At 46.0% G+C, this 17495-nt stretch carries 14 protein-coding genes; 8 read left to right on the top strand and 6 right to left on the bottom strand.

What is annotated here, in order from left to right:
- Nucleotides 1–726, top strand: a complete 726-nt coding sequence (locus ICN43_RS01710; protein WP_216196905.1) for a cytochrome c — start codon at nt 1–3, stop codon at nt 724–726.
- A 94-nt stretch (nt 727–820) separates the two neighbouring features.
- On the opposite strand, the gene lysA is transcribed toward ICN43_RS01710, so the two are convergent.
- Nucleotides 821–2119, bottom strand: coding sequence for a diaminopimelate decarboxylase (gene lysA / locus ICN43_RS01715; protein WP_216196906.1), 1299 nt, complete (start codon nt 2117–2119; stop codon nt 821–823).
- Nucleotides 2116–2307: a lipoprotein gene (locus ICN43_RS11240; protein ID WP_216196907.1), complete on the bottom strand. Its 192-nt coding sequence runs from the start codon at nt 2305–2307 to the stop codon at nt 2116–2118. Before ICN43_RS11240 ends, lysA begins: the two co-directional genes overlap by 4 nt.
- A gap of 2 nt (nt 2308–2309) precedes the next feature.
- Between ICN43_RS11240 and cyaY the strand changes: the two genes are divergently transcribed.
- Complete coding sequence (gene cyaY / locus ICN43_RS01725; protein WP_255533379.1) at nt 2310–2738, top strand: iron donor protein CyaY; 429 nt, start codon at nt 2310–2312, stop codon at nt 2736–2738.
- Between the two features lie 12 nt (nt 2739–2750).
- Here the strand turns inward: cyaY and aroB are convergent, their stop codons facing one another.
- The 4 genes from aroB to ICN43_RS01745 are packed head-to-tail and all read right to left on the bottom strand — an operon-like array spanning nt 2751 to nt 6177.
- The gene (gene aroB / locus ICN43_RS01730; protein WP_216196908.1) at nt 2751–3833 is read right to left on the bottom strand and encodes a 3-dehydroquinate synthase; all 1083 of its coding nucleotides are present in this window, start codon (nt 3831–3833) and stop codon (nt 2751–2753) included.
- 8 nt (nt 3834–3841) lie between these two features.
- Nucleotides 3842–4366, bottom strand: a complete 525-nt coding sequence (locus ICN43_RS01735; protein ID WP_216196909.1) for a shikimate kinase — start codon at nt 4364–4366, stop codon at nt 3842–3844.
- Between the two features lie 12 nt (nt 4367–4378).
- A complete protein-coding gene (locus ICN43_RS01740; protein ID WP_255533380.1) occupies nt 4379–5461 on the bottom strand; it encodes a secretin and TonB N-terminal domain-containing protein in 1083 nt (360 codons plus the stop codon).
- A gap of 35 nt (nt 5462–5496) precedes the next feature.
- The gene (locus tag ICN43_RS01745; RefSeq protein WP_216196910.1) at nt 5497–6177 is read right to left on the bottom strand and encodes a hypothetical protein; all 681 of its coding nucleotides are present in this window, start codon (nt 6175–6177) and stop codon (nt 5497–5499) included.
- Nucleotides 6178–6317: 140 nt separating this feature from the next.
- On the opposite strand from ICN43_RS01745, the gene ICN43_RS01750 reads away from it, so the two are divergent.
- From ICN43_RS01750 to mlaE, 6 genes are all read left to right on the top strand, one after another.
- The gene (locus ICN43_RS01750; RefSeq protein WP_216196911.1) at nt 6318–8654 is read left to right on the top strand and encodes a penicillin-binding protein 1A; all 2337 of its coding nucleotides are present in this window, start codon (nt 6318–6320) and stop codon (nt 8652–8654) included.
- A 12-nt stretch (nt 8655–8666) separates the two neighbouring features.
- Nucleotides 8667–9371, top strand: a complete 705-nt coding sequence (locus tag ICN43_RS01755) for a transposase (RefSeq protein WP_216196912.1) — start codon at nt 8667–8669, stop codon at nt 9369–9371.
- Between the two features lie 194 nt (nt 9372–9565).
- Nucleotides 9566–14311: a glutamate synthase-related protein gene (locus tag ICN43_RS01760; RefSeq protein ID WP_216196913.1), complete on the top strand. Its 4746-nt coding sequence runs from the start codon at nt 9566–9568 to the stop codon at nt 14309–14311.
- Nucleotides 14312–14349: 38 nt separating this feature from the next.
- Nucleotides 14350–15813 (top strand): glutamate synthase subunit beta, encoded by a 1464-nt coding sequence (locus ICN43_RS01765; RefSeq protein ID WP_216196914.1) that lies wholly within the window; start codon nt 14350–14352, stop codon nt 15811–15813.
- 10 nt (nt 15814–15823) lie between these two features.
- Nucleotides 15824–16690 carry an ABC transporter ATP-binding protein gene (locus tag ICN43_RS01770; RefSeq protein ID WP_216859717.1) on the top strand — a complete coding sequence of 289 codons (867 nt, stop codon included), beginning with the start codon at nt 15824–15826 and terminating at the stop codon, nt 16688–16690.
- Nucleotides 16687–17484, top strand: a complete 798-nt coding sequence (gene mlaE / locus ICN43_RS01775; protein WP_216196915.1) for a lipid asymmetry maintenance ABC transporter permease subunit MlaE — start codon at nt 16687–16689, stop codon at nt 17482–17484. Before ICN43_RS01770 ends, mlaE begins: the two co-directional genes overlap by 4 nt.
- Nucleotides 17485–17495: the final 11 nt, after the last annotated feature.

Below are 17495 nucleotides of genomic sequence, written 5' to 3' on the forward strand. Positions count from 1 at the left end.
ATGCGTCAAACCTCTCAAATCTCCAAATTAACTAGCTTACGCGCTGGCTTTGCAGTCCTGTCTATTTTCGCTCTAAGCGGGCTTACCCAACAAGCTTTTGCAGCTGATCCAGCGCCCATGGCAGCAACTGCAGAGGCAAAGGCTGTGGTTCCAGGTAAGCCAAAGGTTGACGTGGCTGCTGGCGAAGCACTCTATAACTCCGGAGATGCAACTCGCGGAGTTGTGGCTTGTATTACATGCCATGGCCCCAAGGGTCAGAGTGCCATATCTACTTGGCCCAAGCTTTCTGCTCAGCATGCTGCATACACAGCAAAGCAGTTGAAAAACTTTAAAGAAGGTACTAGAGCGAATGCGATCATGATGGGTATGTCTATGCCTTTAAATGATCAAGATATGGCCAATATTGCCACTTTCCTCGCTCAGCAGGCTCCATCCCAAGGCCTTGCTCAAAGTAAAGATACCATCCAGCTGGGCAAGAGTATTTATGGTGGCGGTATTGCGTCAAAGGGTGTTCCGGCTTGCGCTGGCTGTCATAGCCCGAATGGGGCAGGCATTCCTGCGCAATATCCTCGCCAAGGTGGGCAGTGGGCTGAATATTCCTATAATCAGCTAGTGAGTTTCCGTGAAGGTACTCGCAAAAATAGCACACAGATGACAACGATTGCTACCAAGCTTTCTGATCAAGAAATGAAAGCAGTTTCTGATTACATGGCAGGCTTGCATTAATCATTATTTAAGTACAAAACAAAAACCCCGCTGGTGTAGCGGGGTTTTTTATTGCATAGAGATTTACCAAGCAAAATGAATTTTTTAATTACATTTATTTTGGCAGGGTAGATTCACTAGCGAAGAGATCGGAAACATTTTCACGAGTACGAATGACATATGCATTCTTACCGTCAACCATAATTTCTGCAGGTTTTGGTCTAGTGTTGTAATTCGAAGCCATTACAAAACCATAAGCGCCAGCAGACAGAATAGCCAGTAAATCACCTTCTTCTACTGCAAGCTCACGGTCCCTGCCGAGCCAATCACCAGACTCACATACAGGCCCAACGATGTCATACATAGAGTTTGCAATATGCTTGCTTTGGACTGGAACAATGGCGTGATAAGCCTCATAGAGGGCGGGACGCATTAATTCTGTCATCGCTGCATCCACAATGCAAAAGTTTTTCTCGGCACCTGGCTTGAGGTATTCCACTTGGGTCAAGAGGACGCCAGCATTGCCAACCAATGATCTACCGGGCTCTAAGACCACATCGAGGTGAGCAAAGCCACGCTCGGCAACACGATTGAGCAAGGTATTAGTGAACTCAGTAATGTCAGGTGGGTTGTCATCGCCATAAGAAATCCCAAGTCCTCCACCCAAATCGAGATGATGAATCTCAATACCCTCTTTTTTCAATTGAGCAACTAATTCGAGTACCTTATCAAGTGCATCAAGATAGGGTGCAGTGCTTGTGATTTGTGAGCCAATATGACAATCAATACCAACCACATCAATTTGTGAAAGTAATGCAGCCTCACGATAGGTTTTTAGAACCTCGTAATAAGCAATACCAAATTTATTTCCTTTTAATCCGGTAGAAATATAAGGATGTGTTTGCGCATCCACATCGGGATTTACTCGTAAGGAAATTGGGGCGCGGCAGTTAAGCTTAGTGGCAACCCGATTAATTTGATGGAGCTCTGCAATCGATTCCACATTGATGCATTTAACACCCGCTTGCAATGCTTGGGTGATTTCCTTTGTAGACTTACCTACACCTGCGAAAACCAAACTTTTTGGATCTGCACCAACTGCAATGGCACGAGCTAATTCGCCGCCACTGACTAAGTCAAAGCCAGAACCTAATTTTTTAAAACAATCAATTACCGCTAAATTGCTATTGGCTTTCATGGCGTAGTGAACGCGAGCACGCCTTTTTCCAAAAGGGTCAACACAAGCTTTGTCATAGGCTTGATAAGCCTCGGTTAACGCTTTTTTGCTGTAAACATATAAAGGCGTACCAAACTCTTTAGCTAAATCTGCCAGAGGAATTTCTTCTGCATACCAGGCGCCATTACGCTCTGTAAATCCCGCTAAGTTGGGGAGTGGAATTGCTTTAATTGTCATTGCTTGGCCGATGTTGGGTTGTTAGCAGCTGGGCTTTGGGGTGGATAGAGCTTGCCTTTGGGCTCTGCCTCAGAAGGGGGAGCGGGTGCGGGCGGTACGTTTGGTAGATATAAGGGCCCTCTAACCCCACATCCAGCAAGGGATATTAGAAGGCTAATGCCAAGAGTTCTTTTAAGAATCGCTATCATGAATGTCTCTAAAACGAATGATTGAATATAGCATGCAGGACTCCAATATGAAGCTAGGCAATTTAACGACGGAAACCATTGATGACAAGCAATTCCACCAGTTGGGTAGCAATTTGTTGCAGTCGATAGAGGTGGCTTTGGAAGCTGCGGACGACGCACTGGATCTAGATCTCGATGTAGAGCGTCAGGGTGGCAACGTAATTAATATTCGATTTAGGGATCGTAGCGTCATTGTCGTCAATACACAGCCCCCTTTACATGAGATTTGGGTAGCAGCTAAATCTGGTGGCTATCACTATAGATGGGCTGGCACTCTGGCCTCCCCATTGTGGTTAGATACTAAAACTGGGCGCGAATTAATGGGCGATTTATCAGAATTTGCCAGCGCTCAAGCTGGGCAGGCAATTACTATTAGCCTACTTCAGAAATAAGTAAGGAAATAATTAAACTGCCCCGGTCGCCATTAAGGTCTCGATGACCTGAGCGTCGGGTACGCTCTTAATTTGAGCTTTACCAATTTTTTCTAAAACGACGTAGCGAATCTGGCCGCCTTCAGTCTTTTTATCTACTTGCATTAATTCCATATAACGCTGTGTGCCGAACTTCGGTGGCGCAATAGGTAGGTTCATCGCTTGAATAATCTGAGTTAAACGATCAACCTCAGCTTGAGTGATGAAGTTCAGACGTCGTGAGAGGTCTGCACCCATGACCATGCCGCAACCAACAGCCTCACCATGCAACCACTCGCCGTAACCCATGCCGGCTTCAATCGCATGGCCAAAGGTATGTCCGAAATTGAGTGTGGCACGAATTCCACCCTCTCTCTCGTCTGCTGAAACAACTGCTGATTTAATTTCACAAGACCTTAAAACTGCATGAGCCATTGCTGCCGTGTCACATGCCAGTAATGCTTTTGCATTTGCCTCAATCCAGCTTAAGAATTCAGCATCTGCAATAGCGCCATGCTTTACCACTTCAGCTAGGCCCGCAGAGAGTTCGCGTGCAGGTAATGTCTTCAAAGTATTGAGATCGGCAATGACTGCTACTGGCTGATGAAATGCTCCGATCATATTTTTCCCCAGCGGATGGTTGATGCCCGTCTTACCACCTACAGATGAGTCCACTTGAGCCAATAATGTTGTTGGCACTTGAATGAAGCGGATGCCACGCATAAAACTGGCAGCAGCAAAGCCAGTCATATCACCGATGACGCCACCCCCCAAGGCCAGCAACATGGTTTGACGATCAGCGCCAAACTTGAGGAGGTCATCAAAAATCAACTGAAGATTTTTCCAGTCCTTATAAGACTCCCCATCAGGCAAGACAATCGTTCTGACGGGCTTACCTAGTTTTTCTAAAGTCTTAGTGAGACGCTGTGCATATAAGGGAGCAACAGTTGTATTGGTAACGATATAAATCGATGTCGCTTTTTTGCAAGCGCTAAATAGCTCTGGTTGATCTATTAAATCTGTACCAATATGAATGGGGTAACTGCGGCTGCCTAGATCAACTTCTAATGTTTTCATGGATAGATTTATGCGGAGAGTTCGAGTTGCATGATGAGAGTGTTGACCAGTTGATTAACACTAGGTTTGCCAGTCTCAATGACATAGTCAGCGATTTCGCGATACAGGGGGTCACGAATAGCATAGAGGTTTTCTAAAATCTTTTTTGCATCACCATTCTTAAGAAGTGGCCTACCTTCGCCGCCTTTGGTGCGATGCCACAGTTCTATGGGATTAGCATGGAGATAAATTACTGTGCCTCTTTTACTAAGAAATTGACGATTTTCGGGAAGGAGAACAGCCCCGCCCCCGGTAGCCAAAATGAGCTCATGTTCAGCTGTAATATCTTTTATGGCCTGAGCCTCGCGTTTGCGAAAGCCATCCTCGCCTTCCATTTCAAAAATGACGGGAATCTTGACGCCACAACGCTCTTCAATCACATGGTCGGCATCTAAAAAACGACGACCTAATTTCTTGGCCAGCAATTTCCCGACCGTCGACTTTCCGGCGCCCATGAGGCCAATAAGAAAGATATTGTTGGATGAAGTGTTCACCCTATGATTTTATTAGTGTTTGTCCAGGATGGTGGGGGTTAAGAAGACTAATAATTCAGTTTTATCTGCCAATTTGGATTTATGGCGAAATAAATGCCCAATCAAAGGAATGTCACCCAGTAAAGGTACTTTGATCTCGTCATCGCGTTCGGTGGTTTGAAAAATCCCGCCTATGATCGCTGTACCCCCATTTTCAACTGTGACTTCGGAGCTGAGATTTTTGGTATCAATCGCATAACCCTGCTCAGTTTTCATGCCAATGGTGTCTTTATTAATACCCACCAACATAGAAATTTTCCCATCCGGATGAATCTTAGGCAGGACTTCTAGCCGTAAATTAGCTTTGCGAAACTGTAATTTACTCCCGCTTTGAGAGCTCACTTGGTAGGGCAACTCAGTTCCTTGTTCAATCGTTGCTTTCACCTGATCGCCTGTCATGATGCGGGGGTTGGAGAGAATCTTACCTTGGCCATCGGATTCGAGGGCTGAGAGCTCAATTTGTAATTGACGGGCCGCATTTTTAGAAACTAAAGTTGCAGCTAATGTAGCTGGATTGAATCCAGCCAAGCCAGTTCCGGCGAGATCAAGGTTAGCGCTTGCATTTTGGTTTGGGTGGTTGCCAATTGCATTAGCTTGAAATCCCAACTTCATACCTAGCTCACGGGCAAAGCGCTGATCGGCTTCAACGATACGAGCCTCTATGAGTATCTGGCGAGGGCTATTGATGTGGTCTCCCCCAAAAGGCAGTGCAGCATCCTCCCGTCGAAATTTTTGAAAAGTTTGAATTTCTGCATGAGGACCAATCCAGTAAATATCGCCATTTCGGACCAGCCGTAATCCTCGGCTAGCTAAGATCGAATGGAGGGCGGTTTGCCAAGGAGTATTTTTGAGATCAACTGAAATCTTGCCCTCAATCGATTCGCTGAGGAGAAAGTTGGTATCTCCCATTTTGGCTAAAACTTGCAAAAGCTCAGTCAATTCAATTTGGCTAAATTGCAGGCTAATTTGACTTTCTTCAGGCTTGCTTGATGAGCTCATTTCAGCGTGATTTCCCAGCGCTGGCTTGAGTAATAAAGCCAGGATTATGAGCGGCATACTGGCAGAGAGTTTTGGAAAGATTTTCAATAAAGTCACTCCGATCGGGTGGATTTAAAGGTGATAGATTTGCCTTTGGGGTGGGTCAAGACGGCCAGCTCTTTTGACAATTGAGTCAGTCGCCATTCCCCTAAAGCTATTGCCTCCTTGAGCACCATGGTGGTGGATTTGCCGGTATGGAAAAAAGCTTGCTCCGTCATGCCAATTCGGGCGATACCTAAGTATCTCCAGCGACGAAGGTCTGCTTCCTCAGGAATAACCATGGGCTTGTTTTGGGGCGCCTGAATTGGTGGTTTTATCTCTAATAAGTGAATACTTACTTCTATTTCATCAATTGCTTCGTATAGATCTTCTTGCTCAGAATGCCATTTGCTTTGAGAGTATTCAAATTCCTCTTTGAGTGTTAAATGCTGATTCTGTAAGGTGCTAATTTCTATCTCAGCCCCAGATTGTTTTGTTTCAAAATAAAAAAAGAGGCTGCCTCCAAAGAGTATTAAGCTTCCACCAAAGACCCAAAGTGGGCTGCAAGTAAGGCTGTTGAGTTCAAACCAGTTAGTAGAAAAAAAGGGCTTTGGAGGCTTACTTTGGGGCCCCATATCCACCCCTCTAGGAGATGATGTTTTGCGAATTCCGTGGGGATCTGGAATGGCGGGGTCATCACCCAGCTCGCTCAAAATATCATCAAATGTTTGGGGGGAGATATGGCGTGCAGGCATGCCATATTGTTCAATATGGGGATGTTAAAGGCGATCAGGAAAAGCAGAATTTAGCGTCAGAAAAATCAGCCCAGAAATATTTCAAACAAGGGTTTTGGAGCTTTAAGGAAAAGTCGGTAAGCACCCTATAATTTGAGTCTATGGCTCTACCTCCAAAAGACAGGCCGCCCTTAAATCGGCGGTTTAACCGACAGCCTGATAAACGTCCCAGTCAGCAAAGAGGGGAAAATTTCTCGTCTGCTAAGTCAGGAGGCAACCCCCTCATTAAGGCGCTGCTCATTATCAGCGTGGTCTTTGCTGTAGTGATTACGCTATTGCTGGGGTACGCCTTTTTAATAGCAAAGCCGAATTTGCCCAAGATCTCGGCATTGGTTGATTACAACCCGAAAACACCATTACGGATTTATACGGCTGACAAAGTGCTTATTGGTGAGTTTGGAGAGGAGCGCCGTAAGGTGATCCCTTTGAATGAGATACCAATGAGTATGCGCAATGCAGTTTTAGCCATTGAGGATGATCGCTTTTACTCACATGGTGGAGTGGATTACATAGGCATCCTCAGGGCTGCGTTAACTAATTTGCGCGGTAACCTCTCCCAAGGTGCATCAACCATCACCATGCAGGTGGCACGAAACTTTTTTCTTAGTAACGAGAAGACTTTCAGTCGCAAGATTTATGAGGTGCTTCTGTCTTGGGAAATCGAGTCTCAATTAAGTAAAGACAAGATTCTTGAGATTTATATGAATCAGATCTTTTTGGGTCAGAGAGCTTATGGATTTTCTAGTGCGGCTCAAATCTATTTTGGTAAAGAATTAAAGGACATTACCATTGCGGAGGCCGCCATGTTGGCAGGATTGCCTAAAGCACCCTCGGCTTATAACCCCGTCAGCAATTTCCGCCGCGCCAAGATTCGTCAGGAATATATTTTGCAGCGTATGCGTGATTTGTCCTACATCACGCCTGAGCAATATCAAATCGCCATGGCTGAAGAGTTAAAAATTCGAGGCTTGGGAAATGAATTTAGTACCCGCGCCGATTTTGCTGCGGAGATGGTACGTCAATTGTTGTTTACCCAATATGGCGAAGCAATTTATTCTCAGGGAATAGACGTTTACACCACGATCTTGAAGGCAGATCAGGAAGCAGCCTATAGAGCAGTGCGTCGCGGTATTTTTGAATATGATTTACGGCACGCATATCGTGGACCAGAGGGATTTATTGATTTGCCACAGGATACTGTGAAGCGTCAACGGGCAATTGATGAGGCCTTGTTAGCTTACCCGCAGTTAGATGATTTACAGTCCGGCGTAGTGCTTGATATCAAACCAAAAGAAATGCAAGTGATGATTTCAACTGGAGATATGATCACACTCAAAGGCGAGGGCTTGAAGCTTGCGGCCGCCTCCTTGACTGACAGTACGCAACCCAAAAAACGTTTACGCCCTGGTGCGATTGTGAGGTTGCTTTCCGATGGTGGCATTTGGAAGTTAGCGCAGTTACCACAAGTTGAAGCAGCCTTTGTTTCTATGAATGCCGAGACGGGTGCGATTCTCTCCTTGGTGGGCGGCTTCGATTTTCGCCGCAATCAATTTAATCACGTGACTCAGGCACAACGTCAGCCGGGCTCTTCATTTAAACCCTTTATTTATGCCGCTGGAATTGAAAAAGGATTCTCTCCAAGCACGATGGCCAATGATGCGCCGCTATCCATTGGCAGCATGGAGACTGGTAGTAAAGCTTGGGAGCCTAAGAACTACGATGGTAAATATGAGGGCATGATGCGCTTACGTACAGCTTTGGCTAAATCGAAAAACTTAGTTTCGGTGCGCCTTATTCGCGCCATCGGCCCCTCTTATGCGCAGGAATATATTCAGCGCTTTGGTTTTGAGTCAGAAAAGCACCCGCCTTATTTAACAATGGCTTTAGGTGCTGGCTCTGTAACGCCTCTGCAAATGGCATCGGCTTATAGTGTGTTCGCTAATGGTGGCTATCGCGTAGATCCATTCTTGATTAATAAGATGACGGATTCAAAAGGAGTGGTCTTATTTGAGGCCAAACCAACACATGCAGGCGAAGATGCGACTCGTGTTCTAGACGCTCGTACAGCCTTCGTAATGGACAGCATGTTGCAAGAGGTTACAAAAACTGGGACTGCGGGAAGTGCAAGAGCGAAATTAGGTCGTAGTGATATCGCAGGTAAAACAGGCACAACCAATGACTCACACGATGCTTGGTTTGCAGGGTACAGTCCAAAGGTAGTGGCCATTGCATGGATTGGTTTTGATAAGCCTGTAAGTTTGGGTGATCGTGAAACCGGTGGTGGCCTTGCCTTACCAATGTGGATCTCTTACATGAGTACGGCCTTAAAAGATCATCCCCAACAAGGTCGTGAAGTTCCTGCGGGTGTAACCCAAGTTGATGGTGATTGGTTTATTCCCGAGTTTTCTAATAGTGGCGGTGCGCGCGAACTGCAATAGTTCGTTTTAGTAATGGCAAGGCAAGCACGCACCATTATTCCTGGCCAAGCAATGCATGTCATGGTTCGCGGCAATAATCGGGAAATACTTTTTTTTAATGAGACTGATCGACGCAGATATTTGGATTGGCTGCGAGAAGCTGCAAAGCAATTTGGTAGTTCGGTCCATGCATTTGCTTTGATGCCTAATCATGTACATCTCCTGATGACTCCCCAAAATACGGATTCTCTGGCAAAGACGATGCAATCTTTAGGTAGGCGTTATGCCCAGTATTTCAATCAACAGCACAACCGCTCGGGAACTATTTGGGAGGGACGCTATCGCTCTTCGCTGATAGACCCTGATTATTTTTTACGTTGTCAACGCTATATTGAGCTTAATCCTGTGAGGGCTGGTTTTGAAGCTAGCCCCCAAGGTTCCACTTGGACCAGTTTTGCTTCCCACATCGGTGGAAATGCAGAGCCATGGTTAGTGGATCACCAACATTTTTGGAAGTTAGGTAATACTCCTTTTGAGCGACAAATGACTTGGGCGGCATTTGTGAAGGAGGGCGCGCCCCATTGGGAAGACCGCCAAATTACCGATGCATTGCTAAGATCTAAGCCCTGGGTAGGCGATATCTATGCAAAAAATGTATTTAAAGAGAATCCTGAGCAGGCATTAATCCGCCAGCGTGGTCGCCCAAAGAAATTAATCCCTATCAATTCAGTAAGTTAGATGATTTTCTAAAATCAATTTACTTGATGCTGCTGGCATCAAGTATTGACTCTGTCCCTTTTTTTATAATTCATTTTGCTAAAAGTCTAATTTAAATGGGACGGACTCATTTTATTTCTATTGCATCAGCATGGGTATTCCCCTATATTTGATCCTCCAAAAGTAATCAAGCCCGCTGGGCCATCGGAAATACCATGACTACACAAATGAATACAGACCTTCGTCCAATCTCACAGGGCCTCTACGATCCGCAAAATGAGCATGATGCTTGCGGCGTCGGATTCGTCGCTCACATCAAGGGAAAGAAGTCCCATGAGATTGTTGCTCAGGGATTAAAAATTCTTGAGAACTTGGATCACCGAGGAGCAGTAGGCGCTGACCCGCTAATGGGTGATGGGGCTGGAATTTTGATTCAGGTCCCCGATACTTTATATCGCGAAGAGATGGCAAAGCAGGGTGTAGAGTTGCCCCCCTTTGGTGAATACGGTGTTGGCATGATTTTCTTGCCTAAAGAGCATGCCTCCCGTTTAGCTTGCGAGCAAGAATTAGAGCGCACCGTTCGCTTAGAGGGTCAAGTTGTTTTGGGTTGGAGGGATGTGCCGGTAGATGTGAAATTACCAATGTCCCCAACCGTGCAAATGACAGAACCATTTATTCGTCAAATTTTTATTGGACGCGGTCGCGAGATCATGACAACTGATGCGCTTGAGCGCAAGTTGTACGTCATTCGTAAGACAGCGAGCCATGCAATTCAGGATTTACATTTAAAGCACGGAAAAGAATACTTTGTTGCTTCGATGTCAGCTCGAACTATTGTTTATAAGGGTTTGTTGTTAGCTAACCAAGTGGGTGCCTACTATCAGGATTTGCAAGATAAGCGCACAGTATCAGCGCTAGCATTAGTGCATCAGCGTTTCTCAACCAATACATTCCCTGCTTGGGAATTGGCTCACCCTTATCGCATGATTGCGCACAACGGTGAAATCAATACAGTTAAAGGTAACGTGAATTGGGTGAACGCACGGGAAGGCGCTATTAGCTCCCCGGTGCTAGGGGAAGATCTCAAAAAATTATGGCCACTGATTTACCCAGGCCAGTCTGACACGGCCTGTTTTGATAACTGCTTAGAGTTATTAGTCATGTCAGGTTATCCATTGGCACAAGCGATGATGATGATGATTCCAGAAGCATGGGAACAGCACACATTGATGGATGAAAACCGTCGTGCATTTTATGAGTACCACGCCGCAATGATGGAACCATGGGATGGCCCAGCAGCAATGGCGTTTACTGATGGTCGTCAAATTGGTGCAACCTTGGACCGTAATGGTTTACGTCCAGCACGTTATTACGTTACCGATGATGACTTGGTCATTATGGGTTCTGAGGCAGGTGTATTGCCTATTCCAGAAAGTAGGATTATTCAAAAATGGCGCTTGCAACCAGGCAAGATGTTCATGATTGATATGGAACAAGGGCGCATTATTGATGATGTCGAACTGAAGGACGCCGTCTCAAAAGCCAAGCCATATAAGAGTTGGATCGATGCAGTGCGTGTGAAGCTCGATGAAGTTGATGCAACTAAGGATGACTTGGTTGATGAAAAGATAACTATTCGCCCAGCAGCAAAATTACTAGATCGTCAGCAAGCCTTTGGTTACACCCAGGAAGATATTAAGTACCTCATGGCACCAATGGCTATGAATGGCGAAGAAGCGATTGGATCGATGGGTAACGATAGCCCATTAGCCGTGTTATCAAATAAAAACAAGCCACTCTATAACTACTTCAAGCAATTATTTGCTCAGGTGACCAATCCCCCGATTGACTCTATCCGTGAAAACATGGTGATGTCTTTAGTATCCTTCATTGGGCCTAAGCCGAATTTGTTGGATACCAACAATATCAACCCACCAATGCGCTTGGAAGTAAGCCAGCCGATTTTAGATTTTGATGATATGACTAAAATTCGTCATATCGGTCATTACACTAGCGGTAAGTTCCGCTCATATGAGCTAGACATTTGCTACCCAGCATCTTGGGGCAAGGCTGGTATTGAAGCCCGCTTAGCATCCTTATGCGCTGAAGCGGCTGATGCGGTCCGCTCTGGTTATAACATCTTGATCGTGAGCGATCGTCAGGTTGATGAGCAGCATGTTGCCATTCCAGCATTGTTAGCTACTTCAGCCATTCATCAGCACTTGGTGGAAAAAGGTTTGCGTACCAGTGTTGGTCTCGTAGTTGAGACTGGAAGTGCCCGTGAGACACATCACTTCGCACTCTTGGCTGGCTATGGCGCTGAGGCAGTTCACCCATACCTTGCAATGGAGACTTTGGCTGAGATGGCTAAAGGTTTATCTGGTGATCTATCGGCCGAAAAAGCCGTCAAGAATTTTGTGAAAGCAGTTGGTAAGGGTTTGCAAAAAGTAATGTCTAAAATGGGCATCTCTACTTATATGTCTTACACCGGTTCTCAGATTTTTGAAGCGATTGGTTTAAATAAAGACGTTATTGATCATTACTTCAAAGGCACGCCATCTAACGTGGGTGGCATCGGTGTATTTGAAGTAGCTGAAGAGGCCTTGCGCATGCATCAGTCTGCATTTAGTAATGATCCTGTATTGACCAATATGTTGGATGCTGGTGGTGAGTATGCATTCCGCATTCGTGGTGAGGACCATATGTGGACTCCGGATACGATTGCGAAGTTGCAGCACTCTACTCGCGCTGGTATTGATAAGGGCTATCAAACTTATAAAGAGTATGCCAATCTGATAAATGACCAAACCAAACGTCAGATGACCCTGCGTGGCTTGTTTGAGTTCAAGATTGATCCAGTTAAAGCAATTCCATTGGACGAAGTAGAGCCTGCAAAAGAAATCGTTAAACGTTTTGCAACGGGCGCGATGTCTTTGGGTTCTATCTCTACTGAGGCACATGCTACTTTGGCAATTGCTATGAACCGTATTGGCGGTAAGTCCAATACTGGTGAAGGTGGTGAAGATCCGAATCGTTATGTAAATGAGCTCAAAGGCATTCCAATCAAGAAGGGCGAAACCTTAGCCAGCATTTTGGGTGACGATGTGGTTGAGGCAAATATCCCTTTGCTTGACGGTGATTCACTGCGCTCCAGAATTAAGCAGGTTGCTTCAGGACGTTTTGGCGTTACTACTGAATACCTTCGCTCTGCCGATCAGATTCAGATCAAGATGGCTCAAGGCGCTAAACCAGGTGAAGGCGGTCAATTGCCAGGCGGCAAAGTTTCTGATTACATCGGTAAGTTGCGTTTCTCTGTGCCGGGCGTTGGTTTGATTTCTCCGCCTCCACATCATGATATTTACTCTATTGAAGATATCGCCCAGTTGATTCATGATCTGAAGAACGTGAACCCAGCCGCTGACGTATCAGTGAAGTTGGTATCTGAAGTAGGTGTTGGCACGATCGCTGCTGGTGTTGCTAAAGCAAAAGCGGATCACGTAGTGATTGCCGGGCATGATGGCGGTACCGGTGCATCACCACTATCCTCTATTAAGCATGCTGGTTCCCCTTGGGAATTGGGCTTAGCTGAAACACAACAAACATTAGTACTTAATGGTTTGCGTAGCCGCATTCGCGTACAGGCTGATGGCCAAATGAAAACCGGTCGTGATGTTGTGATTGGCGCATTGTTAGGCGCAGACGAGTTCGGCTTTGCAACAGCGCCATTGGTTGTTGAGGGTTGCATCATGATGCGTAAGTGTCATTTGAACACCTGCCCAGTTGGTGTGGCTACACAAGATCCTGAATTGCGTAAAAAGTTCTCAGGTAAGCCTGAGCATGTTGTGAACTTCTTCTTCTTTATTGCGGAAGAGGTACGCGAGATCATGGCGCAACTCGGTATTCGTAAGTTTGATGATTTGATCGGTCGCGTTGACTTCCTAGATACCCGCAAAGGTATTGAGAACTGGAAAGTACATGGTTTAGATTTCAGTAAGATTTTTGCTGAGCCAGCTGTAGCCAAAGATGCTCCTCGCTACCAGATCTTGACCCAAGATCATGGTTTAGATAGTGCTTTAGATAACATTCTTATCGAAAAGAGTGAGCCTGCGCTTGAGCGTGGCGAGAAAGTCTCCTTCATTGTTCCAGTAAAAAACGTGAATCGTACTGTTGGCGCAATGCTCTCCGGAGAAATCGCTCAGCGTTATGGCCACGCTGGTTTGCCTGATGACACTATTCATATTCAATTGAACGGCACTGCAGGACAAAGTTTTGCAGCATTCTTGGCTCGCGGAATCACGCTAGACTTGGTTGGCGATGGTAATGACTACGTTGGTAAAGGCCTGTCTGGTGGACGCGTGATTGTGCGTGCGCCACACGAATTCCGTGGCGACACAGCGAAGAACATTATTGTTGGTAACACTGTTCTCTACGGCGCAATTGGCGGTGAAGCATTCTTCAATGGTGTTGCAGGCGAGCGTTTTGCAGTTCGTAACTCTGGTGCAACAACTGTAGTTGAAGGCACCGGTGATCATGGTTGCGAATACATGACTGGGGGTACTGTAGTTGTATTGGGTGCAACTGGCCGTAACTTTGCGGCAGGTATGAGCGGCGGCATTGCTTATGTTTACGATGAAGATGGCCTCTTTGAGAAGCGTTGCAATACCAGCATGGCAACCTTGGAAAAAGTATTGCCTTCAACTGAGCAGATTGCCAAGATGCCTCAGTCACAGTGGCATGCTCCAGTCGACGTCAAAGATGGTGGCGAGCGCATGACAGACGAGCAAATTTTGAAGAGTCTAATTGAGCGTCATTTCCGCCATACAGGTTCAGAGCGCGCTAAAGCGCTCCTGGCTGATTGGGAAAACGCTCGCGGTCGTTTTGTGAAGGTGCTGCCTACTGAGTACAAACGTGCTTTGGGTGAGCTATGGGAAAAAGCGCAAAACAAAACTGTTGCAGCTTAATTAATAAAGACATTAAGAAAAGATACTAAGGATTCAATATGGGTAAGGTCACTGGATTTATGGAGTTTGAGCGCGTAGATGAAACCTACGAAGCCCCCGTTAAACGCCTCCATCACTACAAAGAGTTCGTTGCAGTATTAACGGATGATGAAGCCAAAGTACAGGGCGCACGCTGTATGGATTGCGGTATTCCATTTTGTAATAACGGCTGCCCTGTAAATAACATCATCCCAGACTTCAATGATTTGGTATTTCATGATGACTGGAAGAATGCATTAGACGTTTTACAATCGACCAACAACTTCCCTGAGTTCACTGGTCGTATTTGTCCGGCACCTTGCGAAGCTGCCTGCACTTTAGGAATCAATAGCGATGCAGTGGGCATTAAGTCTATCGAGCACGCCATTATCGATAAGGGCTGGGAGAATGGTTGGGTTAAGCCGCAACCACCTAAAACTAAGACAGGTAAGAAGGTTGCTGTAGTTGGCGGTGGACCTGCTGGCATGGCTACTGCTCAGCAATTGGCGCGCGTTGGTCATGAGGTTACCGTATTCGAAAAAAATGATCGTGTCGGCGGATTGTTACGCTACGGTATTCCTGATTTCAAGATGGAAAAGTGGTTGATCGATCGTCGCGTTGAGCAAATGCAAGCTGAAGGCGTGAAGTTTGAGACTGGTGTATTTGTTGGCAAAGAAGCAATTGGTGCTGAAGTAAAAAACTACTCAACAAAAACAGTTTCACCTGATCAGTTGATGAAAGATTTTGATGCAGTTGTAATTAGCGGTGGATCTGAGCAACCGCGTGACTTGCCAGTTCCTGGCCGTGAGTTGAAGGGTGTTCACTACGCTTTGGAATTTTTGATTCCACAGAACAAAGAAAACGCTGGCGATTTCAAGAACGAAATTTCTGCATCTGGCAAGCATGTTGTTGTGATTGGCGGTGGTGATACTGGATCTGATTGCGTAGGTACTTCGAATCGTCATGGCGCCGCCAAGATTACCCAATTTGAATTATTGCCACAGCCACCAGAAACTGAAAACAAGCCTTTGGTATGGCCTTACTGGCCAACTAAGTTGCGTACTTCATCTTCGCATGAAGAAGGTTGTGAGCGCGATTGGTCTGTTGCGACTAAGCGATTTGAAGGCAAAGATGGCAAGCTTGAGAAGTTGATCTGCGTCCGCCTAGAGTGGAAAGACGGCAAAATGTCAGAAATGCCAAATTCTGAATTTGAGATTAAGGCAGATCTGGTTTTCTTGGCAATGGGTTTTGTGTCTCCTGCAGCCCAAGTCCTCAATGCCTTTGGTGTTGAAAAAGACGCTCGCGGTAATGCAAAAGCTCCTGTTGATGGTCAAAATGCCTACCAAACCAATGTTCCAAAGGTATTTGCTGCTGGCGATATGCGTCGCGGACAATCTTTGGTGGTTTGGGCGATTCGTGAAGGTCGACAAGCTGCGCAGGCAGTAGACGAGTATTTAATGGGGTCATCCGTTCTCCCGCGATAATATCCAGGATATGAACAGTAGCCACTCCAACCCCGCGGAAGTAACGCAAAATACCGTGAGTGGTGGGCATGGCGAAGTTGTCGTTTCAATCAAAGACGTCAATTTCTCTTATGCCCCCGGGGAGCGGCAAATTTTATCGGGACTTAATATGGAGTTCCGTCGTGGCCAAGTGGTTGCCGTGATGGGCGGCTCTGGTTGTGGCAAGACTACTATTTTGAGGCTCATTGGTGGTCAGTTCACAGCACAGTCTGGCCAAGTTTTATTTGAAGGTAGTGACATTGGCAAAATGAACAGCTCTGAATTAATGGCTGCTCGTCGTCGTATGGGTATGCTCTTTCAGTTTGGAGCGCTCTTTACGGACCTTAGTGTTTTTGAAAATGTTGCCTTTCCTTTGCGTGAACACACCGATTTAAGTGAAGATCTATTACATTCCTTAGTGTTGATGAAGCTCAATGCGGTTGGTTTACGTAGCGCACGTGATTTAATGCCCTCACAAATTTCTGGTGGCATGGCGCGACGTGTTGCTTTAGCAAGGGCAATTGCGCTTGACCCCCCATTGATCATGTATGACGAACCTTTCGCTGGCTTAGATCCAATCTCCTTGGGGATTACTGCGCGTTTGATTCGGGATTTGAATCAAGCTCTGGGCGCAACGAGTCTATTGGTGACGCACGACGTTGAAGAAACCTTTGAGATTGCAGATTACGTTTACTTTATTGCTAATGGTCGTATTGGTGCTCAAGGCACTCCGGAAGAGTTGAGTCGCTCAAGTGATCCGTTTGTTCGTCAATTTCTAGATGCATCACCTGATGGCCCTGTGCCATTTCATTATCCAGGCCTAAGCCTTGCGGAAGATTTTGGGGTGAGCTTGAAATGAGCATAATTCATAGCGCCGTAGATTTTTTTGGTGACCTTGGTTTTTTTGTTCGTCGCAACTTAACGAGCCTTGGACTTGCTGCGCGCATGTTCGCCGCAGTGATTTGGCGCTCAGGCTTTTTATTAAAAAGACCTCGCTTAGTTTCTGATCAAATTTTGTTTGTCGGCAATCATTCGTTTGTGATTATTGCGGTTTCTGGTTTATTCGTTGGTTTTGTTCTAGGTTTACAGGGTTATTACACCCTTAACCGCTATGGTTCAGAGCAGGCTTTGGGTTTATTGGTGGCACTCTCACTAACTCGTGAATTAGGGCCCGTGATTACCGCTTTGTTATTTGCGGGCCGTGCTGGTACGTCTTTAACTGCCGAAATTGGTTTGATGAAAGCTGGCGAACAACTCAGTGCAATGGAAATGATGGCAGTAGACCCATTGAGTCGAGTGATTGCTCCGCGTCTATGGGCTGGGATTATTGCTATGCCGATTTTGGCTACGATCTTTACTGCTGTTGGTGTGATGGGCGGTTACTTTGTCGGAGTTCCCTTAATTGGAGTGGATTCCGGAGCCTTTTGGTCCCAGATGCAGGGCGGGGTAGATCTTTTTTCTGATATTGGGAATGGCTTGATTAAAAGCTTGGTATTTGGTGTGGCTGTGACTTTTATAGCGCTGTATCAAGGTTATGAAGCCAAGCCTACACCTGAGGGAGTATCGCAAGCAACCACCAGAACGGTGGTCATCTCCTCCTTATCGGTTTTGGCATTGGATTTCTTGCTGACCGCGATGATGTTCTCGAATTAGAAAGAATAAAC

The organism is Polynucleobacter sp. UK-Mo-2m-Kol15, assembly GCF_018881505.1.
Classification (GTDB): Bacteria; Pseudomonadota; Gammaproteobacteria; order Burkholderiales; family Burkholderiaceae; genus Polynucleobacter.